The sequence below is a fragment of the Blastococcus saxobsidens DD2 genome (genome assembly GCF_000284015.1).
Lineage (GTDB): Bacteria > Actinomycetota > Actinomycetes > Mycobacteriales > Geodermatophilaceae > Blastococcus > Blastococcus saxobsidens_A.
Genome location: NC_016943.1, coordinates 1,003,284 through 1,023,172 on the forward strand (window position 1 = coordinate 1,003,284; position 19,889 = coordinate 1,023,172).

General features: G+C 75.2%; 18 protein-coding genes. 9 read left to right on the forward strand and 9 right to left on the reverse strand.

Annotated features, from left to right (window positions below; genetic code table 11):
* Positions 1–50 precede the first annotated feature (50 nt).
* Positions 51–1,577 (forward strand): adenylate/guanylate cyclase domain-containing protein, encoded by a 1,527-nt coding sequence (locus BLASA_RS04755; protein WP_014374894.1) that lies wholly within the window; start codon positions 51–53, stop codon positions 1,575–1,577.
* Here BLASA_RS04755 and BLASA_RS04760 read toward each other — a convergent pair.
* Entirely contained in the window at positions 1,569–2,594 is a 1,026-nt protein-coding gene (locus BLASA_RS04760) for a potassium channel family protein (RefSeq protein ID WP_014374895.1), read from the reverse strand. The two genes, BLASA_RS04755 and BLASA_RS04760, sit on opposite strands and share 9 nt — an antisense overlap.
* Before the next feature lie 74 nt (positions 2,595–2,668).
* A complete protein-coding gene (locus tag BLASA_RS04765) occupies positions 2,669–4,411 on the reverse strand; it encodes a class I adenylate-forming enzyme family protein (protein WP_014374896.1) in 1,743 nt (580 codons plus the stop codon).
* 82 nt (positions 4,412–4,493) lie between these two features.
* Between BLASA_RS04765 and BLASA_RS04770 the strand changes: the two genes are divergently transcribed.
* Complete coding sequence (locus tag BLASA_RS04770; RefSeq protein ID WP_014374897.1) at positions 4,494–5,345, forward strand: patatin-like phospholipase family protein; 852 nt, start codon at positions 4,494–4,496, stop codon at positions 5,343–5,345.
* A gap of 26 nt (positions 5,346–5,371) precedes the next feature.
* Here BLASA_RS04770 and BLASA_RS04775 read toward each other — a convergent pair whose 3' ends face one another.
* Positions 5,372–6,016 (reverse strand): hypothetical protein, encoded by a 645-nt coding sequence (locus BLASA_RS04775; RefSeq protein ID WP_014374898.1) that lies wholly within the window; start codon positions 6,014–6,016, stop codon positions 5,372–5,374.
* Positions 6,017–6,208: 192 nt separating this feature from the next.
* On the opposite strand from BLASA_RS04775, the gene BLASA_RS23300 reads away from it, so the two are divergent.
* Positions 6,209–7,396, forward strand: coding sequence for a sensor histidine kinase (locus tag BLASA_RS23300; protein ID WP_014374899.1), 1,188 nt, complete (start codon positions 6,209–6,211; stop codon positions 7,394–7,396).
* A complete protein-coding gene (locus BLASA_RS04785; protein ID WP_014374900.1) occupies positions 7,393–8,058 on the forward strand; it encodes a response regulator in 666 nt (221 codons plus the stop codon). Before BLASA_RS23300 ends, BLASA_RS04785 begins: the two co-directional genes overlap by 4 nt.
* 88 nt (positions 8,059–8,146) lie before the next feature.
* Here BLASA_RS04785 and BLASA_RS04790 read toward each other — a convergent pair whose 3' ends face one another.
* Entirely contained in the window at positions 8,147–9,718 is a 1,572-nt protein-coding gene (locus tag BLASA_RS04790) for a long-chain-fatty-acid--CoA ligase (RefSeq protein ID WP_014374901.1), read from the reverse strand.
* A gap of 65 nt (positions 9,719–9,783) precedes the next feature.
* A complete protein-coding gene (locus BLASA_RS04795) occupies positions 9,784–10,437 on the reverse strand; it encodes a TetR/AcrR family transcriptional regulator (protein ID WP_014374902.1) in 654 nt (217 codons plus the stop codon).
* 107 nt (positions 10,438–10,544) lie between these two features.
* Between BLASA_RS04795 and BLASA_RS04800 the strand changes: the two genes are divergently transcribed.
* The 3 genes from BLASA_RS04800 to BLASA_RS04810 are packed head-to-tail and all read left to right on the forward strand — an operon-like array spanning position 10,545 to position 13,677.
* On the forward strand, positions 10,545–11,780 hold the full coding sequence (locus BLASA_RS04800; RefSeq protein ID WP_014374903.1) for an acyl-CoA dehydrogenase family protein: 1,236 nt from the start codon (positions 10,545–10,547) through the stop codon (positions 11,778–11,780).
* Entirely contained in the window at positions 11,777–12,769 is a 993-nt protein-coding gene (locus BLASA_RS04805; RefSeq protein ID WP_014374904.1) for an acyl-CoA dehydrogenase family protein, read from the forward strand. Before BLASA_RS04800 ends, BLASA_RS04805 begins: the two co-directional genes overlap by 4 nt.
* On the forward strand, positions 12,766–13,677 hold the full coding sequence (locus BLASA_RS04810) for an enoyl-CoA hydratase-related protein (protein WP_014374905.1): 912 nt from the start codon (positions 12,766–12,768) through the stop codon (positions 13,675–13,677). The genes BLASA_RS04805 and BLASA_RS04810 overlap by 4 nt, the downstream gene beginning before the upstream one ends.
* Positions 13,678–13,680: 3 nt before the next feature.
* Here BLASA_RS04810 and BLASA_RS04815 read toward each other — a convergent pair whose 3' ends face one another.
* The 4 genes from BLASA_RS04815 to BLASA_RS04830 form a co-directional block, all read right to left on the reverse strand.
* Entirely contained in the window at positions 13,681–14,319 is a 639-nt protein-coding gene (locus BLASA_RS04815; protein WP_041775610.1) for a response regulator, read from the reverse strand.
* A 1-nt stretch (position 14,320) separates the two neighbouring features.
* Positions 14,321–16,399, reverse strand: coding sequence for a sensor histidine kinase (locus BLASA_RS04820; RefSeq protein WP_014374907.1), 2,079 nt, complete (start codon positions 16,397–16,399; stop codon positions 14,321–14,323).
* 98 nt (positions 16,400–16,497) lie between these two features.
* Positions 16,498–17,142, reverse strand: coding sequence for a hypothetical protein (locus tag BLASA_RS04825; protein WP_014374908.1), 645 nt, complete (start codon positions 17,140–17,142; stop codon positions 16,498–16,500).
* A 119-nt stretch (positions 17,143–17,261) separates the two neighbouring features.
* Complete coding sequence (locus tag BLASA_RS04830; protein ID WP_014374909.1) at positions 17,262–17,873, reverse strand: hypothetical protein; 612 nt, start codon at positions 17,871–17,873, stop codon at positions 17,262–17,264.
* Between the two features lie 183 nt (positions 17,874–18,056).
* Between BLASA_RS04830 and BLASA_RS04835 the strand changes: the two genes are divergently transcribed.
* Together BLASA_RS04835 and BLASA_RS04840 are read left to right on the forward strand one after the other, a co-directional pair.
* Positions 18,057–19,208 carry a sensor histidine kinase gene (locus BLASA_RS04835; RefSeq protein ID WP_014374910.1) on the forward strand — a complete coding sequence of 384 codons (1,152 nt, stop codon included), beginning with the start codon at positions 18,057–18,059 and terminating at the stop codon, positions 19,206–19,208.
* Positions 19,205–19,885 (forward strand): response regulator, encoded by a 681-nt coding sequence (locus tag BLASA_RS04840; RefSeq protein ID WP_014374911.1) that lies wholly within the window; start codon positions 19,205–19,207, stop codon positions 19,883–19,885. Before BLASA_RS04835 ends, BLASA_RS04840 begins: the two co-directional genes overlap by 4 nt.
* Positions 19,886–19,889 lie beyond the last annotated feature (4 nt).

Consider the following 19,889-nt stretch of genomic DNA (forward strand, 5'->3'; position numbering starts at 1 on the left):
GATCGGAGGAACGGCCGTCTCCGGGCGGTCGCCCTCTCGTTGAGCCGGTCGTGACCACGGCCAGCACCGGAGGGGACGTCCGCCGGCCGGCCGGCTGGGCGGAGTGGGCGCCGAGCGGGCGGCTGGCGGTGCCGGTCATCGTGCTGCTGGTCATCGGGGCCAACCTCATCGGCGTGGGCACCGTCGTCCTGCTGCTCATCGGGGTCGACGACGGCAGCGGGCGCACCGGCCGCGCGGAGGTGCTGTGGGCTGCCGCCGCCTACCTGGCGGTCGCGCTACCGGTGGCCACGGTCGCCGGGCTGCGCCGGCAGCGGGTCACCAACCGGTGGCTGACGGCGGGCCGCGAACCCACCCGCGACGAGGCGGCCCACGCCCTGCGGCTGCCGCTGGACACCGCGTCGACCGCGGGGCTGGTCTGGCTGCTGGGCGCGGTGCTGATGGGTGCCGTGTCCGCCGTCGCGTTCCCCGACGCACGGGTGGGTGCCCGCGTCGGCGTCGCGGTGGTGCTCGGCGGCATCGTCACCGCGGGCGTCACCTACCTGCTGGTCGCCCGCGTCGCGCGGGCGGTCACCGCCCGAGCCCTGGCCGCGCACCCGCCCGCGGGAGCGCTCGCTCTCGGCGTCCGCATCCGCCTGCTGCTCACCTGGGGCCTGACCAGCGGCGTCCCGATGCTCGGCGTCGTCCTGCTGTACCTCGACCCGAGCAACCCCCGCGGGCCGGGGAGGACCGTCGTCGTCTTCCTGGTCGTCGTCGCCCTCCTGGTCGGTGCGCTGGCGACCCTGCTCATCGCCCGTGCCGTCGGCCAGCCGCTGCGTGAACTGCGCCGCGCGGTGCAGCAGGTGGGGTCGGGCCACTACGACGTCGACGTCGTCGTGGACGACGCCGGGGAGATCGGCCTGCTGCAGGAGGGGGTCAACTCCATGGCCGCCGGCCTGGCCGAGCGGGAGCGGCTGCGCGACCTGTTCGGCCGGCACGTCGGGACGACGGTCGCCCAGCGGGCGCTCGCCACCGGCGTCGCGCTGGGCGGCGAGGAGCGCACGGTCGCGGCCCTGTTCGTCGACATCGCCGGGTCGACGTCGCTGGTGCGGCGCACCGGTCCGGAGCAGATGGTCGGCCTGCTCAACCGGTTCTTCGCCGTCGTCGTCGACACCATCGAGGCCGAGGGCGGGCTGGTGAACAAGTTCGGGGGCGACGCCGCGCTGTGCGTCTTCGGTGCGCCGGCCGACCACCCCGATCCGGCCGGCGCCGCCCTGCGCGCCGCCCGGCGGATCTGCGACGCGGTCGCGGAGGCCGGGGAGGTCGACGTCGGTGTCGGCGTGGCCTGTGGCCGGGTGTGGGCCGGTCAGGTCGGCGCGGCGAGCCGGCTGGAGTACACGGTCATCGGCGATCCCGTGAACGAGGCGGCCCGCCTGACCGAGCTGGCCAAGGAGCACCCGGGCCGTGCCGTGGCCAGCGCGCCGACCGTGCTCGCGGCCGCCCCCGAGGAGCGTGCCCACTGGGTCCGGGGCGGCGAGGTCGAGCTGCGGGGTCGCGGCGAGACCACGACCACGTGGATGCGCCGCCGCAGCTCAGTGTGATCGCACGACGACCAGCACGTCCTCCGGCTGCAGCGTCCCGATCAGCGGGTCGTCGAAGCGCAGCGTGCGCCCGCCCCGGGTCACCGACAGCACGATGTCGCGCAGCTGACGGGGGCCCAGGCCCACCTCGTCCGTGGTGACGGTGCGCTGGTGGAGGTCCAGGCCCTGCCCGCCGGTGACCAGGTCCTCGACCACCGCGACCACCCGCGGGGCGTCGGTGGACAGGCCCAGCAGCCGCCCGGAGGTGGCCGACGTGGTGATGACCGTGTCGGCGCCGGACTGCCGCAGCAGGTTGGCGTTCTCCTCCTCCCGGACACTGGTGGTGATCGGCACGCTCGGGTTGAGCTGCCGCACCGTGAGGGTGATGAGCACGGAGGCGTCGTCGCGGTTGGCGGCGACGATCACCGACCGGGCCCGCTCCACGGCCGCCCGGCGCAGCACGTCCGTGCGGCCGGCGTCGCCGACGATGCCGGTGAGCCCGGCGGCGTTGGCCTCGTCGATCGCCCGGGGCTCGGGGTCGACGACGACGATCTTCTCCAGCGGCGTCCCGTTGGCCTGCAGCGAGCGGATCGCGCTGCGGCCCTTGGTTCCGTAGCCGCACACGATGACGTGCTGGCGCACGCGGGACCTCCAGCGGTGGATGCGGAACTCCTCGCGCGAGCGCGCGGTGAGGGCCTCGAGGGTCGTTCCGATGAGGACGATCAGGAACATGATCCGCAACGGCGTGATCAGCAGGACGTTGACCAGCCGTGCCTCGGGGGTGACCGGGGTGATGTCGCCGTACCCGGTCGTGGAGAGGCTGACCGTCGCGTAGTAGGTGGCGTCGAGGAACGAGATCTCGTCGCCCCGGCTGTCGGCGTACCCGTCGCGGTCCAGGTAGACCACGACCACGACGACGAGGAGGACGGCCAGGGCGATGGCGACGCGGCGCCACACCTGGCGGACCGGCGACTGCTCCGTGTGCGCGATCTGCACACCGGTGTGCTCGGTCTCCAGACCGTTCCGCTCCTCGTCCACCCCGCGGACGATAGTGAGCCGGGAGCGCGGGTGCGCGCCGCCGCACCCGAACGGGTGCGGCGGCGCGCCTCGGGTCAGCCCCCGACGGCCTCCCGCTCCCGCGCGGCGAGCTCCCGCTTGAGCACCTTGCCGGCCGCCGACACCGGGATCGCGTCGATGAACCGCACGTCCCGCAGCCGCTTGTACGGCGTCACCTTGTCGTTGACCGCGGCCATGACCGCCTCGGCGGTCAGCGCCGCGCCGTCGGCGTCGTCCTTGCGCACCACGTAGGCCACCGGCAGCTCCCCGGCCTCCTCGTCCGGCCGGCCGACCACCGCCGCGCCGCCGACGCCGGGCACGCCGAACAGGATCTCCTCGAGCTCGCGCGGGAAGACGTTGTAGCCCTTGTAGAGCAGCATGTCCTTGGTGCGGTCGACGATCGACAGGTAGCCGTCCTCGTCGAGCACGCCCACGTCGCCCGAGTGGAACCAGCCGTCGGCGTCGATCGCGTCGGCCGTGGCCTCGGGCCGGTGCGCGTAGCCGCGCATCACCTGGGGGCCGCGGATGCAGATCTCGCCGCGCTCGCCGGTCGGCAGCGGATCGCCGCCGCCGATCGGGCGGATGGTGATCTCGGTGTCGAAGATCGGCACGCCCACCGTGCCCGGCTTCCGGATGCCCGACCGGAACGAGGGGCCGCCGGTGGCCATCATCGTCACCTCGGTGAGGCCGTAGCCCTCGCCGATCGTGGCGTTCGGCATGAGTCCGCGCATCTTCTCGATCAGCGACACCGGCAGGGGGGCAGCGCCGCTGGACACGCCCCGGACGTGGGACAGATCGGCGTCGGCGAACCCGGGCACCTGCAGCAGGGCCACGAAGATCGGCGGCGCGCCACCGATCGAGGTGACCTCGTGCTTGATCATGTCCTCGACGTACTTCACCGGGTCGAACCGCATGTGGATGACGGTCATGGTGCCGCCCATCACCATGCCGTTGAGGTAGCCGATGGCGCCCATCGCGTGGAACCACGGGGTGAGGTTGATGATGCGGGCCTCGCCGAGCCGGGTGGGGCACTCGTCCTCGCCCAGCTGCTGCTCCAGGGTCACGTCGCCGTGCTCGTCGAGCACCGGGAGCGAGCCCGACGTCCAGCAACCCGACTGCAGCACGTTGGTGACCACCTGGCGGTGCGGCAGCTCGACGCCCTTGCTGACGCCGGTCGTCCCGCCGGTGTAGGCCAGGTGCGCCAGGTCGGCGTGCACGTCGATGCCGGCGTCCAGGTGCCGGTCGGTGGGGTCGCCGGCGAGCAGTTCGGCGAGGTCGACGTCGCTGTCCTCCAGCCCGTCCAGACGCGCCGCAAAGTCGAGGACGTGCGCCTGCCCGGTGACGACGACGGTCTGCACCGGGGTCTGGGCCAGCGCGCCGCGGACGAAGGGCAGCACCTGGTCCCAGGTGACGAGGACCTTCGCGCCCGCGTCGGAGAGCTGGGCGGCCAGGTCGGCCGCCGGGAGGAGCGGGTTGGTGGGGGAGAAGGTGGCGCCGGCCAGCATGATCCCGTAGTAGAGCGACGGGTACTGGCGGCAGTTGGGGATGTGCACGGCGACGACGTCGCCCCGCCCGATGCCGTGGCCGGCCAGCCACCCGGCCACCGCGTGCGCCCGGGCGCCCATCTCGGTGAAGGTCAGCGGTACGTCGTGGTCGAGGAACGCCGTCCGGTCACCCCACCGGCGCACGGCCGCCCGCAGGATCGATCCCACCGGGACCTGCGGGTAGTCCAGTGACCGGGGCAGCCCCGGCGGCCAGCTTGCCGTCGTGGGTGCCGGGGCGGACTGCACGGTGGTCATGCGTTTCCTCTCGTCGGTGACCTCGAGCCATAGGGTGGCCCAGCTCACAGCCCCTGTCGAGGGGTCTGTGAGGATGGGTGTCATGAGCAACCAGCGCACCGCTCTCGTCCTGGGCGGCGGGGGCATCACCGGTATCGCGTGGGAGATCGGCGTGCTCGCCGGGCTGGCGGAGGCGGGAGTCGACCTCGGCACGGCCGACCTCGTCGTCGGCACGTCGGTCGGGTCCGTCGTCGGGGCGCAGCTCACCGGCGGCGCCACGCTGGAGGAGATGTACGCCCGCCAGCTCGAGCCGCCGACGCAGGAGAAGGTCGCGCGGATGACCCGCAGCAACCTGGCGCGGTACGCCTGGGCGATGCTGGTCAGCCGGGGCCGGGACGTGGAGTTCCGCCGCCGGGTGGGGGCGCTGGCGCTGGCCGCGGAGGCGGCCGGGCTCACCCCGACCGAGCAGGAGCGGCTGGAGGTCATCGGCTCGCGGCTGGTCGCCCGCGAGTGGCCCGACCGCGCACTGACGATCACCGCGATCGACGCCGCCACCGGAGAGTTCCACCCCTTCGACCGGGAGTCCGGCGTCCCGCTGCTGCAGGCGGTGGCCGCCAGCTGCGCGGTGCCCGGCGTCTATCCGCCGGTCACCATCGACGGCCACCGGTACGTCGACGGCGGCATGCGCTCTGCGGCCAACGCCGACCTCGCGCAGGGGTACGACCGGCTCGTCGTCCTCGCGCCCATCCCGCGCGGCGTCGGGCCGATGGCGAGCGTCGACGCCCAGGTCAGCGGCATGCTGGCGCGGGTCGCCGTGGTCGCCCCGGACGAGGGCAGCCGGACGGCGATCGGCCGCAACGTCCTCGACCCGGCGGCCCGGGAACCCGCTGCGCGGGCCGGCCGCACGCAGGCGGCGACGGTCGCGCAGCGGGTTGCCGAGGTCTGGACCGGCTGACCGGCCGTCGTCCCTCGGGGAGCGGGTCAGCCGCGGCGCCAGAGCCAGATGCCGACCCCGGCGAACCAGAAGGCCATCAGGTAGGTCACCGCCCACCCCACCGGCGGGAGCGCCAGGCCGAGGGCGAACACCGCGCTGACACCGACCAGCACCCGGGAGGCCCGGGCGGTCCACGCGGCGACCGCGACCGCGACGAGGAAACCGAGGCCCACCCAGGCGGCCATCGGGTGGGCCAGGTTCATCACCAGCAGGGCGAACTCCGCTCCGGTCGGCGTCACCCCGTCGCCGAAGGTCAGCGTGCCGACGGCCACCGCCGCGGCCGGAGCCGCCGTCGCCACGGTCATCAGCAGCACGTGCCCGGCACCGAGCAGCGGCAGCAACCGGACGGCGGCGCCGTCCCGCTGGTGGGCCAGGTGCACGGCCAGCCGCCCGGCGACGGCGATGGCCAGGAGCGCGTAGAGGCCCACGAGCACCGCCGCGAGGGTCACGTCGGCGCCCGCCAGGGCGGACGCCGCCTCGGCGGGTGTGGCGGCGCCGCCCATCGGGTCGCCGAACACGACGGCGGCGGCCGCGAACGCGAGCAGCGCGCCGACGCCGGCGAGCGCGGGCAGGGGGCTGCGCCGGTCGGAGGCGCGGGGCGCCGAGACGCCGGAGCTCGTGGTGGTGGTCATGACGTGTCCTCCTCGGGCCGGCGCGCCCTTCGCGCCGGGCACCGCCCAGGCAACCGCCGGATCGGCCCCGGGTCGTCTGCCGAGCGACCGAGATGACGACGGAACCGCTGCGGACCGCATCTCCCGCACGGCAGACGCGGGATCGCTCGCGAGGCAGATCCGTACCGGTGCCCGCGGTCCTACGCTGCGGCCATGTCCGGAGCCGGAGCCCGCTGGCGAGGCCTGCCGCTGTGGGCGCGCGACGGGCTGCTGGCCGTGGCGCTCACGCTCGCCGGCCAGGCCGAGCTGCTGCTCGCCGACGGCCCGGTCGCGCGGCTGCCCTGGCAGATGGCGGCCTTCGCCGTGATGACCGGCAGCCTGGTCCTCCGCCGGCTGCGCCCGCTGACCGCGGCCGTCGCCGTCGCCGCCGGACTGGCGTTCCAGACCGTCCTCGGCAACGCGCCCGCGGTATCGGGCTTCGTCGCCGTCCTGGTGGTCACCTACTCGGTCGCCCAGTACGCGGACCGGCGGCGGGATGCCCTGGCCGGCCTGGTGGCGGTGCTCGTGGCGATCGAGCTGTACGCCTTCGTCGGCGACGACGTCCGCGTCGCCGACGAGATCGCCAACGCGGCGATCCCGATCGTGGTCTGGGTCTTCGCCCGGCTGGCCCGGGAGCGCCTCGACCGGGCGGTGGCCGCCGAGCGCGAGGTCATGGCGGCCCGCGAGCGCGCCCGGGAGGAGGAGCTCGCGCGGGCGTCGGCGCTCGCGGCCGAACGCCGGCGGATCGCCCGGGAGATGCACGACGTCGTCGGCCACGCGGTGACGCTGATGCTGCTGCACGCCGACGCCGCGCAGGCGGGCCTCGGTGGACGGGAGCCCGCCACGGTGCGGGCGCTGGACGTCGTGCTCGCCTCCGGCCGGGCGGCGCTGGACGACCTGCGGCGGCTGCTCCGGGTGCTGCGCGACGACACCGGCGGTGGGCCCGCGGACGGGCGGCCCGGCTCGCTCGCCGCCGTCGAGGAGCTGGTGGCGGCGGCGAGGTCGGCCGGACACCCGGCCGTGCTGGCGGTGGACGGCTGCCCCCGCCCCCTGCCGGCAGCCGTGGAGGCGACCGCCTACCGCATCGTGCAGGAGTCGGTCACCAACGCCATGCGGCACGCACCGGGTGCCCGGATCGACGTCCGGGTGCACTACGCCGACCAGGCCCTGGAGGTGGAGATCGCCGACGACGGCGGGGTCGCACCGACCCCGCGGACGGGCGCAGGCTTCGGCCTGGCCGGCATCCGGGAACGGGTCGCGCTGTTCGACGGCCGCGTGGAGGCCGGCCCGCGGGACGACGGCCGGGGCTGGCGCACCCGTGCCGTCCTGCCGGTCCCCGCCACGGAGCACGCGCCGGCATGACCGTGCGCGTCCTGCTGGCCGACGACGAGGCGCTGGTCCGGGCCGGGCTGCGGATGATCCTGGAGGCCGAGGCCGACCTGGAGGTGGTCGGCGAGTCCGCCGACGGCGTCGAGGCGGTGGCCCTGTGCCGGCAACTGCGCCCGGACGTGGCGCTGGTCGACATCCGGATGCCGCGGCTGGACGGCATCCAGGCCGCCCGGCGGATCACGGCCGAGCCCGGGAACGGCACCGCCGTCGTCATGCTGACGACCTTCGACGCCGACGAGCACCTGGTCGAGGCGATCCGGGCCGGTGCCACCGGCTTCCTGCTCAAGTCGATGCCGCGCGAGCAGCTGGTCACCGCCGTCCGGTCGGCGGTGAGCGGCGACTCGCTGCTCGCTCCCGCGCTGCTGCGCCGGCTGCTCGACGACTTCGTCGGCCGCGCCGGGACGACGCCGGCCGCCGCTCCCGGGCTCGTCCTGCTGACGCCGCGCGAGGAGGAGGTGCTGCGGCTGGTCGCGCGCGGCCTGTCGAACGCCGAGATCGCCGCCGCCCTCGTGCTCGGCGAGGGCACGGTGAAGACGCACGTCGCCCGGGTGCTGGCGAAGCTGGGTGTGCGGGACCGGGTGCAGGCGGTGGTGCTGGCCTACGAGTCCGGCCTGGTGCGACCGGGCTCGCCCTGACCTGAGGCGTGACGGTGTGCGCCGATGCGCAGTTCCCCGGGGGGCGGTTGCTGCACATCCGCGCACACCGTCGCCCGGCAGCCGCAGCTCACACCGCCGGCTCGGCGACCAGCGAGCCGGCCGAGTGCTCCTGGCGGAGCGCGGTCTTGAGCACCTTGCCGCTCGGGTTGCGAGGCAGGGCCCCGACCACCGAGTACTCGCGCGGGTTCTTGTAGCGGGCCAGCTTCTCCCGGCAGTACGCCGCCAGCTCCTCCGGCGTCGGCGGGTCGGCTGGGTCGCGCGGGGCGACGACGGCCAACGGCGCCTCGCCGTAGCGGGTGTCGGGGACGCCGATCAGCGCCACCTCGCCGACCTTCGGGTGCGCGGCGAGGACGTTCTCCACCTCGGCGCAGTAGATGTTCTCGCCGCCGGAGATGATCATGTCCTTCTTGCGGTCGACGACGTAGAAGTAGCCGTCCTCGTCCTGGCGGACCAGGTCGCCGGAGTGGAACCAGCCACCTGCAAAGGCGATCGACGTTTCCTCCGGTTTGCTCCAGTACTCCTTCATCACCATCGGGCTGCGGTAGACGATCTCGCCCACCTCGCCCGGCGGGACGTCGTCCATCGCGTCGTCGACCACGCGCACCTCGACGTTGAGGATCGGGGTGCCCACCGAGCCGATCTTGCGCACGGAGTCCTCCCCGCGCAGGAGGCAGGTGACCGGGCTGCACTCCGTCTGCCCGAACGCGGTGACCACCTCCGCCTGCGGGAACGCGTCGATCAGCGCGCGCAGCAGCGTGGTGGAGGCCGGCGCCGCCCCCCAGGAGACCCGGCGCAGGTGCGAGAGGTCGCGGGCGGCGAGGTCGGGCACGGCGAGGACCGCGGCCCACATGGCCGGCACGAGGAAGATGCTGGAGACCTGCTCCCGCTCCATCATGTCGAGGGTCGCGGCCGGGTCGAAGGCGCCCGACCGCAGGATCACGTTGGTCCCGCCGAGCAGCAGCGGCGGCAGCCCGCCCGCCAGGCCGGCGATGTGGAACAGCGGCGCCCCCGGCACGCCGACCCGGTCGTCGGGGTCCCAGCCGAGCGTGGTGATCTGGCTGAACGTGTGCATCAGCAGGTTGCGATGGGTGAGCACCGCGCCCTTGGGGCGGCCGGTGGTCCCGGAGGTGTACATGATGAACGCCGGCTCGTCCTCGTCGACGACGACGTCGAGCGGCTCGTCCCCGGCCGCGGCGAGCGCCTGCTCGTAGTCCTCGCCGATGACCAGCGTGGTCGTGATCGACGGGACCTGCTCCCGGGCCTTCGCGGCGACCTCGGCCAGCGGGGCGTCGACGACCAGCGCGACGGCGCCGGAGTCGGCGAGCACGTAGGTGACCTCGTCGGCCACCAGCCGGAAGTTGACCGGGACGACGATCGCGCCGAGCCGGACGCCGGCCAGGTACGCCTCCCACGTCTCCATGCCGTTGAGCGCGAGCACGGCGACGCGGTCGCCGGTCCCGACGCCCCGCGCGCGCAGCGCCCGGGCCAGTCGGGTGACCCGGGCGTCGAGCTGGGCGTAGCTGCGCCCCGTCCCCTCGAAGCGCAGCGCGGCGGCGTCGGGCCGCGTGCGGCTCCACCGGGCCAACTGGTCGCTCATGGTCATGCCCCGGCCGCGCAGGACGGGGATCTCGGTGCTCATGGGTGCTCCTCGGGCGACCGGCGAAGGTGTGACCTGCGTCATGCTCGCGGCCCCCGGGGTGGCGGTCAACCCTGACTGTCGAGGGCGAGCATCCGGGCGGCGACCCGCTTCCAGAGCCCGAGGTGCGGGTCGGTGGCGGCCGGGCGGTCCTCGAAGGCGTAGACCAGCGCCACGCCGCGCATGCTCGTGAACAGCAGCTCGGTCAGGTCGGCGTAGCCGGGTGCGCCGGCGATCTCCGGCCCCCAGATCTCGTCGGCCACCGCCGCGATGGCCGCCCGCAGCCGGCGTTCCTCCCCGCGCAGCGCCGTCCGCAGGTCGGGGTCGGTCCGGGCCGCCGTCCACAGCTCCATCGCCGCCCAGAAGGGCGGCTCCTGGAACGTCGTCCACATCAGGTCGACCGCCCGGTCGACCCGCTCCCGGCCGGTCGGCTCGTCGTGCATGAGGGTCGCGGCGCGGCGGCGGACCTCCGAGAGCTGCGTCGTCGACAGGTGCGCGGTCGCAGCCACCAGGAGCTCGGCGCGGGAGGGGAAGTGGTGCAGCAGCCGGCCGCGGGACACCCCGGCCCGGGCCTGGACGGCGAGCGTCGAGGCGGCCGCGTACCCGTCCTCCACCAGGCAGGCGACCGCCGCGTCCAGGATCAGCAGCCGGCTGTCGGCGGTCTTCTCCGAGCGCGAGCGGGCACGCGCGGCGCCGCCGGGCGAGGCGGGCTCGACGACCATCCGCCGGAGCGTAGGGCGACTGCGGCCCCGGCGACAGTCATCGTTGACCGTTTCGGGTGACCGGTGTCACGCTGCGCGCGTCCGCTCATCGACGAGAGGTGCCGCCCGTGGACTTCGACGACAGCCCGGACGAGGCCGCCTACCGCGCCCGCGTCCGCGACCTCCTCGAGCAGCACGCCGATGAGCTGCTCCACCTGGCCCCGGGCCAGGAGGGGGTGGACGCGCGCCGACAGGAGCCCGAGATGCGCCGCACCCAGCGGGTGCTCGCCGAGGCCGGGCTGGTCGGGGTCACGTGGCCACGCGAGTACGGCGGGCAGGGCGGCACGCTCGTGCAGCAGGCGATCATCGCCCAGGAGCTGGCCCGCGCCCGGGTGCCCGGGCTGATCAACCACATCGGCATCGGCATGTGCGGGCCGACCGTCATCGCGCACGGCAGCCAGGACCAGCGCGACCGCTACCTGGCCCGGCTGCTGCGGGCCGACGACGTCTGGTGCCAGCTGTTCAGCGAACCGGCGTCGGGCTCCGACCTGGCCGCGCTGCGCACCACCGCCGTCCGCGACGGCGACGAGTGGGTGGTGAACGGCCAGAAGGTGTGGACGACGCTGGCGCACGTCGCCGACCACGGCATCCTGCTCACCCGCACCGACCCCGAGCGGCCCAAGCACGCCGGCCTGACGATGTTCGTCGTCGACATGCACGCCCCCGGCGTGACCGTGCGGCCGCTGCGCCAGATGGGCGGGCAGGCCGACTTCAACGAGGTCTTCTTCGACGACGTCCGCATCCCCGACAGCGAACGGCTGGGGGAGCCCGGCGAGGGCTGGCGGGTCGCGCTCACCACGCTGATGAACGAGCGGGTCGCCATCGGCGGCGCCGGCGGTGACATCGGGCTGCCGGTCGAGGCCCTCGTGGCGCACGCGCGGGACCGGCTGCCGGAGCTCGCCGCCGACCGTCAGGTGCTGGCCCGGCAGGCCGTGGGCCGGGCCGTGGTGGCGGCGCTCGCTGCCCGCTACACCGGCTACCGGCGGCTGACGGTGCTCAGCCAGAACGGGATACCGGGACCCGAGGCCAGTGCCGGCAAGCTCGCCGCCACGGAGGCCGCGCGGCTGGTCTCCGATGCCGGCGTCCGGCTGCTCGGCGACGAGGCGGTCTATGCCGCCACCTCCGACGGCGACGACCGCTGGCCGCGCACCCAGGCGTGGATCCCCGGGATCGCCATCGCCGGCGGCACCGACCAGGTGCTGCGCAACATCCTCGGCGAGCGGGTGCTCGGGCTGCCGCCGGAGCCGCGCAGCGACAAGACCGCTGCATTCTCGGCCGGCCGGCCCGCGGGAGGACGGCGATGAACTTCGACCTCGACACCGACCAGCGGGACATCGCCGCGGGCGCGCGGGAGTTCTTCACCGGCTCCGCCTCTCCCGCGGCGGCCCGGGCCGGGCTGGAGGGCGGGACCCTGGAGCCCGGCCGCAAGGCGCTGGCCGGGATCGGTTTCCTGGGCATCACCGTGCCCGAGGCGGCCGGGGGGTCCGGCCGGCCGCTCCTCGACCTCGCGGTGGTCGCCGAGCAGGGCGGCGCGGTGCTGGCCGCGCCGTCCCTGGTGACGGCGGCGCGTGCAGCCGTGCTGCTGGCCGACGCCCCCGACCTGGCCGCGCAGCTGGCCGACGGGTCGACGGCCTTCGCGGTGCTCGACGGTTCCGTGGACGGGTCCGCGCCGTCGATCGACGCGGCCGACGCCACGCTGTTCTTCGGGCTGGACGGCGGCGACCTCGTGGTGGGGAAGGGCGAGGTCGTCCCCGGCCGCCCGCTGGACGCCACCCGTGGCCTGGCCTCGGTCCGGCTGACCTCCCGCCGGGTGCTCACCTCCGACGCCGCGGAGCTCTGGGCCCGGGCCCGCCAGGCGGCGGCCGTCGTCATGGCGGCCGAGGACCTCGGGAGTGCCGACCGGGCGGTGACCCTCGGGGTCGCCTACGCCCAGGAGCGGGAGGCCTTCGGCCGGCGGATCGGCTCGTACCAGGCGGTCAAGCACATGCTGGTCGACGCCTGGGCCGGGGTGGAGCAGCTCCGCTCGCTGGTCTGGTGGGCGGCGTGGGCCGCCGACTCCGCGCCCGCCGAGCTGCCGCTCGCCTCCTCGGCCGCCAAGGCCTGCGCTGCCAGCACCTTCGAGCGGGCCGCCGGCACGCTCATCCAGGTGCACGGCGGGGTCGGCTTCACCTGGGAGCACGACGCGCACCTGTTCTGGCGGCGGGCCAAGGTCGACCGGCTGCTGCTGGGCGACGAGTCCGAGCACCTCGACGCCGTGGCCCGGCTCGCCGTCGCCGGCGCACTGGGGCGGTGAGCACCACGGACCTCACCGAGCTGCGCTACGAGGTGGCCGACGGGATCGCGACGGTCACCCTGCACCGGCCCGACCGGATGAACGCCTTCACCCTGACCATGGCCGGGGAGCTCGCCGACGTGGCGGCAGCCGCGGACGCCGACGACGACGTCCGCGTTCTGGTGGTGACCGGCGCCGGCCGGGCCTTCTGCGCCGGCGCGGACCTCGGCGGCGGGCTGGACACCTTCGCCGGCCGGCGCACCCGCGAGCGCCCGCCCGGACCGCTGAGCGAGGACATCGGCGGCTTCCCCCGCGACGCCGGCGGGGTGGCGGCGCTGCCGTTCGCGGCGCTCCGCAAGCCGGTGATCGCCGCGGTCAACGGTGCCGCGGTCGGCATCGGGGCCACGCTGACCCTGCCGATGGACATCCGGATCGCCGCGGAGTCCGCCCGGTTCGGGTTCGTCTTCGGCCGGGTCGGGATCGTGCCGGAGGCGGCGTCGTCCTGGTTCCTGCCCCGGGTGGTGGGGATCAGCCAGGCGATGGAGTGGGTGGCCACCGGCCGGGTGTTCGACGCCGCCGAGGCGCTGCGCGGCCGGCTGGTCTCCCGGGTGGTTCCCGACGCCGAGCTGCTGCCCACCGCCTACGCGGTGGCCCGCGAGATCGCCGAGAACACCAGCGCGGTGGCGGTGGGTGCGGCCCGGCAGCTGCTCTGGTCGATGCTCGGTGCGCCGTCCCCGTGGGACGCGCACCGCGCCGAGTCCCGGGCGCTGGTGGAGCTGGGGGAGGGCCCGGACTCGGCCGAGGGGGTCGCCGCGTTCCTGGAGAAGCGCCCGCCGCGGTTCCCCGCGCGGCTGCCCGACGGCGCCGTCGCCGGCGTGCCCCGCTGGCCCCTGCCTCCGGCCGACGTCACGCCGTCACCGGCGTCCTGACCTCTACCGTCCCAGCCCCGCCTCCCGGGCGCGGATCATCGCCTCGGCCCGGTCGGTGACCTGCAGCTTGGCGAAGATCGCCGAGACGTAGTTGGCGACCGTCTTCGGGCTCAGCGACAGGGCGCGGGCGATCGACGGGTTCGGATGCCCCTGGGCCAGCAGGCGCAGGATCTCCCGCTCGCGGTCGGTCAGCGACGGGAACACCTTGGGGGCCGGGCGGGGCTGGGCGAAGAACGCCAGCACCCGGCCGGCCACCACCGGGCTGAAGATGGCCTCCCCGCGCGCCACCGCCCGGATGGCGCCGGTCAGCTCCTCCTCGTCGGCGTCCTTGAGGACGTAGCCGCGGGCGCCGGCCCGCAGCGCCATGAACACGGAGTCCTCGTCCTCGAACAGGGTGAGCACCAGGACGCGCACGTCGGGGGCGGCGGCGGTGATCGCCCGGGTGGCCTCGATGCCGCTCATCCCCGGCAGCTGCAGATCCATGAGGACGACGTCGGGCCGCAGCTCCGCCGCCTGCGCCACCGCGTCCTCGCCGGAGACCGCGACGCCGACGACCTCCACGTCGGCCGCGGTGTCCAGCAGCGCCAGGACACCCTTGCGGAACAGCGGATGGTCCTCGACCACCAGCACGCGTGCAGCCACGTCAGTCCCCTCCGGTCAGCGGGAGCCGGGCGAGCACGCGGGTGCCACTACCCGGTGCCGGCAGCACGTCGCACCGGCCGCCGGTCTCGGCTGCCCGTTCGCGCATCGACGACAGCCCCACGCCGGCGACCAGCTCCGCCGGGAGACCGGAGCCGTCGTCGACCACCTCGACGGTCAGCTCCGCGGCATCGGCCGCCAGCCGGAGGGTGCAGGCGCGGGCGGCCGCGTGCCGCACGACGTTGGTCAGCGCCTCCTGCACGATCCGGTACGCCGCCACCTCGACCGCCGCCGGGAGCGGGGGCAGCTCGCCGTCGACCTCGACGGTCACCCGGAGCCCACCGCCGTCGGCGCTGCAGCGTTCGGTGAGGCGCTGGAGGGCGCCGATCAGCCCGAGCTCGTCGAGCGCGGGGGGCCGCAGGCCGTGCACCAGCCGGCGGATGTCGGCGATCGCGGTGCGCAGCTCACCCCGCAGCTCCCCGGCCAGGGCCTCGGCGCGCGCCGGATCGCGGGGGATGAGGGTGCGCAGCACGCCGGTCTGCACGGTGAGCCCGGCCAGCTGGGCACCGAGCCCGTCGTGCAGGTCGCGGCGCAGCCGGCGTCGCTCCTCCTCGCGTGCGGTGACCAGCCGTTCCCGCGACCGCTGCAGATCGGCGGTCAGCCGCACGGCGGAGACGGCCACCCCGGCCTGGCGGGCCAGGTCGGAGAGCAGCCGCCGGTCGGCGGAGGAAAATGCGGTCTCGCCGGGGCGCAGGCCCAGCCGGAGCTCGCCCACCTGCTCGGTCCGGTACAGCAGCGGCAGCGACCGGGTGTCCGGCACCGGGGAGCCCGACTCGACGGCCGGCTCGTCGTCCCCCAGGACGATGGCCGCGTACGGCAGGCGGAGGGACTCCCGGACGGTGGTGACGATCGCCGGCAGGACGGCGTCCGGGGCCAGCGTGCTCTCCAGCTGCTCGCCCAGCCGGGACAGCGCGGCGTAGGGCTCGGCCCGCCGGCCGTAGAGCAGCCGGTTCACCGCCCGTTGCAACCGGTCGTGCGCCGGTGCGAAGAGGACGGCGACCAGGCCGGTCGCCACCAGGGAGACGAGCAGGTCGTCGTCCCGGCGGAGGACCGCCCCGAGGTAGCCGACGACGAGCACGTACCCGCCGACGACGAGGACGGTGAGCGTGCCGTAGACCAGCGTCCGGTTGAGGACGACGTCGATGCCGTCGAGCCGGTACTTCAGGACGGCGACCGCGATCGACACCGGCAGGGCGAGCAGCAGCCAGGCGAAGACGAGGTCGCTGACGAGGGGCAGGACCCCGTCCAGCGGCGCCAGCACCGCGGGCGCCACGGCGAAGACGAACCACGTCATCTGCAGCCGCTCGTCGCCGCGGGACCGCCGGAACCGGACGACCACGGCCGCTACCGCGCCGATGATCCCGGCCGCCAGCACGATGCTGAGGACGGCGAAGACGGGCAGCTCCTCGACCGCCGCCAGACCGTCGACGCCGATCGGGTTGTCGATCCGGTAGTCGACCTCCTGCCCGCTCAGCGTGCCGGTCAGCATGCCCAGCACGCACGCGGTTGCCAGGGCGGCACCGGGCAGCACGGCGACCGGCCGCCAGCGGGGCGACGGCAGCCGCCCGTCCGGGAACAGCAGCGGCAGGTAGACGAAGAGCAATCCGAGGACCACGTACCAGTACCAGCTCTGCAGCCAGGCGCCCACCACGGCGAGGGCGTCGGGCCGGCCGCGGGTCGTCAGCACCCATGCCGCGTAGGCGTCGCCGGCCGGGACCACGCCGACGAGCAGCGCCGCCGAGGCCATGAGCCAGCCGACCGGGTTCCGCGGGCGGCGCAGGATCAGCAGCGCCCCCAGCGCCGCGAACAGCCCGAGCCCGCCGAGCACTGGCACGCCCTGGGCCGGATCGAGGCCCGGGCCACCGAGCCGGGCGTCGAGCACGAGGTAGGCGACGGCGCCGGCGAGGTAGACCGGGAGCACCGCCCAGGCGAACAGCCGGGGCAGCACGGAGGCCACCCACCGCGGGGCACCGGCCGGCCGCCGCGCCGGGGCGGGGACGGGTGCGGTCACCTGGGTCGTCACCTGGTCGCTCCCTTCGGCGTGCGCACCATGCGCGCCGGGACGGCGGGACGTCAACGGAGGGCCGCGCCGCTCGGCGCGGCCCTCCGCGGGGGAGTCGGTCAGGACGCCGTCACCAGCTCGTGGTGCGTGGTGGGAGCCGCCTGCAGCGACCGGCCGAGCAGCACCCAGGCGACACCGGCGGGCACGCTGATCGCGGCCCAGAACCAGGCGTCGTTCTCCGGGCTCACGATCGATCCGAGGGCGCCGATCCCGATGCCGAGCGGCAGGGCGAGGGCGAGCAGCAGGCCCCCGGCGCGGGACAGGGTGTCGCGCCGCTGTCGGGCCACCACGACACCGAGGAGCACGCCGCCGACCGTCGAGACGAGGAACCCGAGGAGGAAGGTGATGTGCCCGAGCGCCACCTCCGCGCCGCCGGTGGTGATCGACGCGACCTCGATGCCGTTGCCGACGGCCATGGCGGCCAGTCCGGTGGCGGTCAGTGCCGTGCCGACGGCACCCACCCGCCCCGCGTCGCCGGCGAGGGCCCGGCGGAGCGCGGCCAGCCCGGCGAGGATCAGTGTCGGCGGCAGGACCAGGAAGATCCAGGCGGTCGCCGCGGCCAGCAGGGAGACGGTGCCGGACCCGGCGTCGTCGGCCAGCGCGGTGGCCCAGGCGACGGGCAGCAGCGCCCACAGGGCGCCGCCGACGAGGCCGGCGGTCGCGCGCCGGTGTGCGGTGGTCTCGGGAACGGTGGTGGTGGTCATCGCAGAACTCCTCCGTGGTCGGGCCTCGCTGGTGCCGACCACGGTCCGGCTCGGGAACTCCCGGGCGACAGGGGACGGACTCCCGGATCGACCGGGAAGTCCGTCCCCTGTCGATGCGCTCAGCCGCGGACGCGGGTGTCCTCGGACACGGTGGCGTCGCGCCCGGACAGCAGCCGCAGGCCGAGTGCGGCCCAGGCGGCGTCGAAGGTGAACAGGCCGAGTTCGTGCAACGGCGCCTGAGCGAACATCGCCACGGCGGCCGCGATCCCGGCGACGAGCACGGCTCCCCACCAGCCGCCGACGGCGGAGGAGCGGCGCAACCCGAGGGCCAGCGGGACGGCGCCGGCGATCAACAGCAGGAAGCCGAGGAAGAAGGCCCAGAACGACGCCTCGAGCGGCGTGCCGGTGGCCAGCCCCGTGCCGAGGTGGACGACGGCGAACGCGGTGACCAGCCCGGCGCCGGTCAGGCTGACCCCGCGGCCGATCCGGCCGGTCCGGGAGAGGGCCGCGCCGGTGCGACCGCGGCCCAGACCGTGCACGGCCATCACGAGAGCGACCGACCCCAGCACGAAACCACCCGCGAACAGGACGAACACCGGCAGATCGGACACCGAGCCGTCCGGTCGCTGGACGTTCCAGACCAGTTCCGTGGCGACGGAGACGAACAGCAGGACGCCGGCGGTCAGCGCGGCTGCCCCGGTACGGCGGTCGACGGCGATGGGGTCGGTCATCGGTAGCTCCTCGGTGGATGGACCCACGGAGCGGGTCCGGGCAGCGACGAGCCTGAGCCGCCGCGGCCCGGCAGTCGTCGGTCCTACGGGCGAATCGGCCGTCCTCCGGACGGCGGATCCGGCTGGCCGGATCCGTCCTGCGGAGGACCCGGAAACGGCCCTGGCATGGCTACCGTTCGCCGCATGTACTGGCCCCGCTCCGCCCGCGCGGCCGACGCCGTCGTGGTGGCGGTGCTGGCCGTGTGGGGACAGGCGTCGGTGTGGGTGACCGACGTCCCCGCCGTCGCCGCCGACCGGCCGGTGCACGCCCTGCTGGCCTTCGTGGCCACGGCGCCGCTGTTCGTCCGCCGCTACCGGCCCCTGCTCGCCCTGCTGCTCGTCTTCGGCGCGGGCTGGCTGCACGACCAGCTGGGGGGCACGTCGGGCCTGCTGTGGTTCGGCCTCTGCCTGGCCCTGTACGCGCTCGGCGCGCACGCCGACCGGTGGCCGGCCATTGCGGGCTCGGTGGTCGTCGCGGTGGGCATCCTCACCTACGACGTGCCGCGGCTGCTCGCCGGTGACCCGCTCGACGAGGTGCTGCCCGCCTGGTTCATCCTCGCCGGACTGGTGGGCCTCGGCCGCTGGATGCGGCACCGCCACCGCGAGACCCGGCAGCTCCAGGCGCGGGCGTCCCTGACCGACCAGGAGATGGCCGAGCAGGCGGCCCGCGCGGTGTCCGACGAGCGCGCCCGCATCGCGCGGGAACTGCACGACCTGGTCGCGCACAGCATGGGGGTGATCGTGATCCAATCCCAGGCCGGCCAGCGCGCGATGGGGGACCGCCCCGACCTGGCCCGCAGCGCGCTGTCGTCGATCGAGACCGCGGGCCGCCAGGGCATGGCCGAGATGCGCCGGCTGCTGGGCCTGCTCACCGGTGGGGACGACGGCACGGTGGCGCCGCAACCGAGCCTCCAGGACCTCGGTGACCTGGTCGACCGGGTGCGGCGAGCGGGCACGCCGGTCGAGCTGACCGTGACCGGTGACCTCGCCGCACTGCCGGCGGGTATCGACCTCGCGGCCTACCGGATCGTGCAGGAGGCACTGACCAACGTGCTCAAGCACGCCAGACCGGCCACCGCGCAGGTGGTCATCCGTGCGGTCGGCGGGGTGGTGGACGTGGAGGTCTGCGACGACGGCCACGAGGATGCCGGGGAACCGGCAACGGGCACTGGGCACGGCCTGGTGGGCATGCGCGAGCGTGCCGCGCTGTACGGCGGCAGCGTGCAGGCGGGCCGCCTGCCGGACGGCGGCTACCGGGTGCGGGCGCGGCTCGCGGTCGACGGGACGCCGGCGTGACCATCCGCGTGCTGATCGTCGATGACGAGGAACTCGTCCGCACCGGCCTGCGGCTGATCCTCGAGGCCGAGCCCGATCTGACCGTCGTCGGCACCGCCCCGGACGGCGGCTCGGGGGTGGCCGCGGCCCGGCGGTTCCGGCCGGACGTCGTCCTCATGGACATCCGCATGCCTGGACTCGACGGACTGGCCGCCACCCGCCGGCTCCTGGGCGACCCGGACGGCGTCCCGTGCAAGGTCGTCGTCCTGACCACCTTCGACGTCGACGAGCACGTCTACGAGGCGCTGCGCGCCGGGGCCAGCGGCTTTCTGCTCAAGGACGTACCGGCCGACCAGCTCGTGCACGCGATCCGGGTGGCGGCGGCGGGGGAGGCGCTGCTCGCACCGTCGGTGACCCGGCGGCTGATCGCCGCGTTCACCCGCCGTGCGCCGGCCCCGACCGGTCCGCCACCGGCCGGGCTGGCCGACCTGACCTCCCGGGAGGTGGAAGTGCTGGAGCTGCTCGCGGATGGGCTGTCCAACGCCGAGATCGGCCGCCGGCTGTTCGTCGGCGAGGCCACGGTAAAGACGCACGTCGCGCGGGTGCTCGCCAAGCTCGGCGTGCGGGACCGCGTCCAGGCGGTGATCGTCGCGTTCCGGACGGGCCTGGTGCCCGTCGACCGCGATCCCCCGGGGTGAACCG

What these genes read in the sequence shown, in the direction of transcription:
- BLASA_RS04765 (WP_014374896.1), bottom strand. Translation starts at nt 4,411, where the DNA reads ATGACCACCGTGCAGTCCGCCCCGGCACCCACGACGGCAAGCTGGCCG.
- BLASA_RS04770 (WP_014374897.1), top strand. Translation starts at nt 4,494, where the DNA reads ATGAGCAACCAGCGCACCGCTCTCGTCCTGGGCGGCGGGGGCATCACC.
- BLASA_RS04775 (WP_014374898.1), bottom strand. Translation starts at nt 6,016, where the DNA reads ATGACCACCACCACGAGCTCCGGCGTCTCGGCGCCCCGCGCCTCCGAC.
- BLASA_RS23300 (WP_014374899.1), top strand. Translation starts at nt 6,209, where the DNA reads ATGTCCGGAGCCGGAGCCCGCTGGCGAGGCCTGCCGCTGTGGGCGCGC.
- BLASA_RS04785 (WP_014374900.1), top strand. Translation starts at nt 7,393, where the DNA reads ATGACCGTGCGCGTCCTGCTGGCCGACGACGAGGCGCTGGTCCGGGCC.
- BLASA_RS04790 (WP_014374901.1), bottom strand. Translation starts at nt 9,718, where the DNA reads ATGAGCACCGAGATCCCCGTCCTGCGCGGCCGGGGCATGACCATGAGC.
- BLASA_RS04795 (WP_014374902.1), bottom strand. Translation starts at nt 10,437, where the DNA reads ATGGTCGTCGAGCCCGCCTCGCCCGGCGGCGCCGCGCGTGCCCGCTCG.
- BLASA_RS04805 (WP_014374904.1), top strand. Translation starts at nt 11,777, where the DNA reads ATGAACTTCGACCTCGACACCGACCAGCGGGACATCGCCGCGGGCGCG.
- BLASA_RS04825 (WP_014374908.1), bottom strand. Translation starts at nt 17,142, where the DNA reads ATGACCACCACCACCGTTCCCGAGACCACCGCACACCGGCGCGCGACC.
- BLASA_RS04830 (WP_014374909.1), bottom strand. Translation starts at nt 17,873, where the DNA reads ATGACCGACCCCATCGCCGTCGACCGCCGTACCGGGGCAGCCGCGCTG.
- BLASA_RS04835 (WP_014374910.1), top strand. Translation starts at nt 18,057, where the DNA reads ATGTACTGGCCCCGCTCCGCCCGCGCGGCCGACGCCGTCGTGGTGGCG.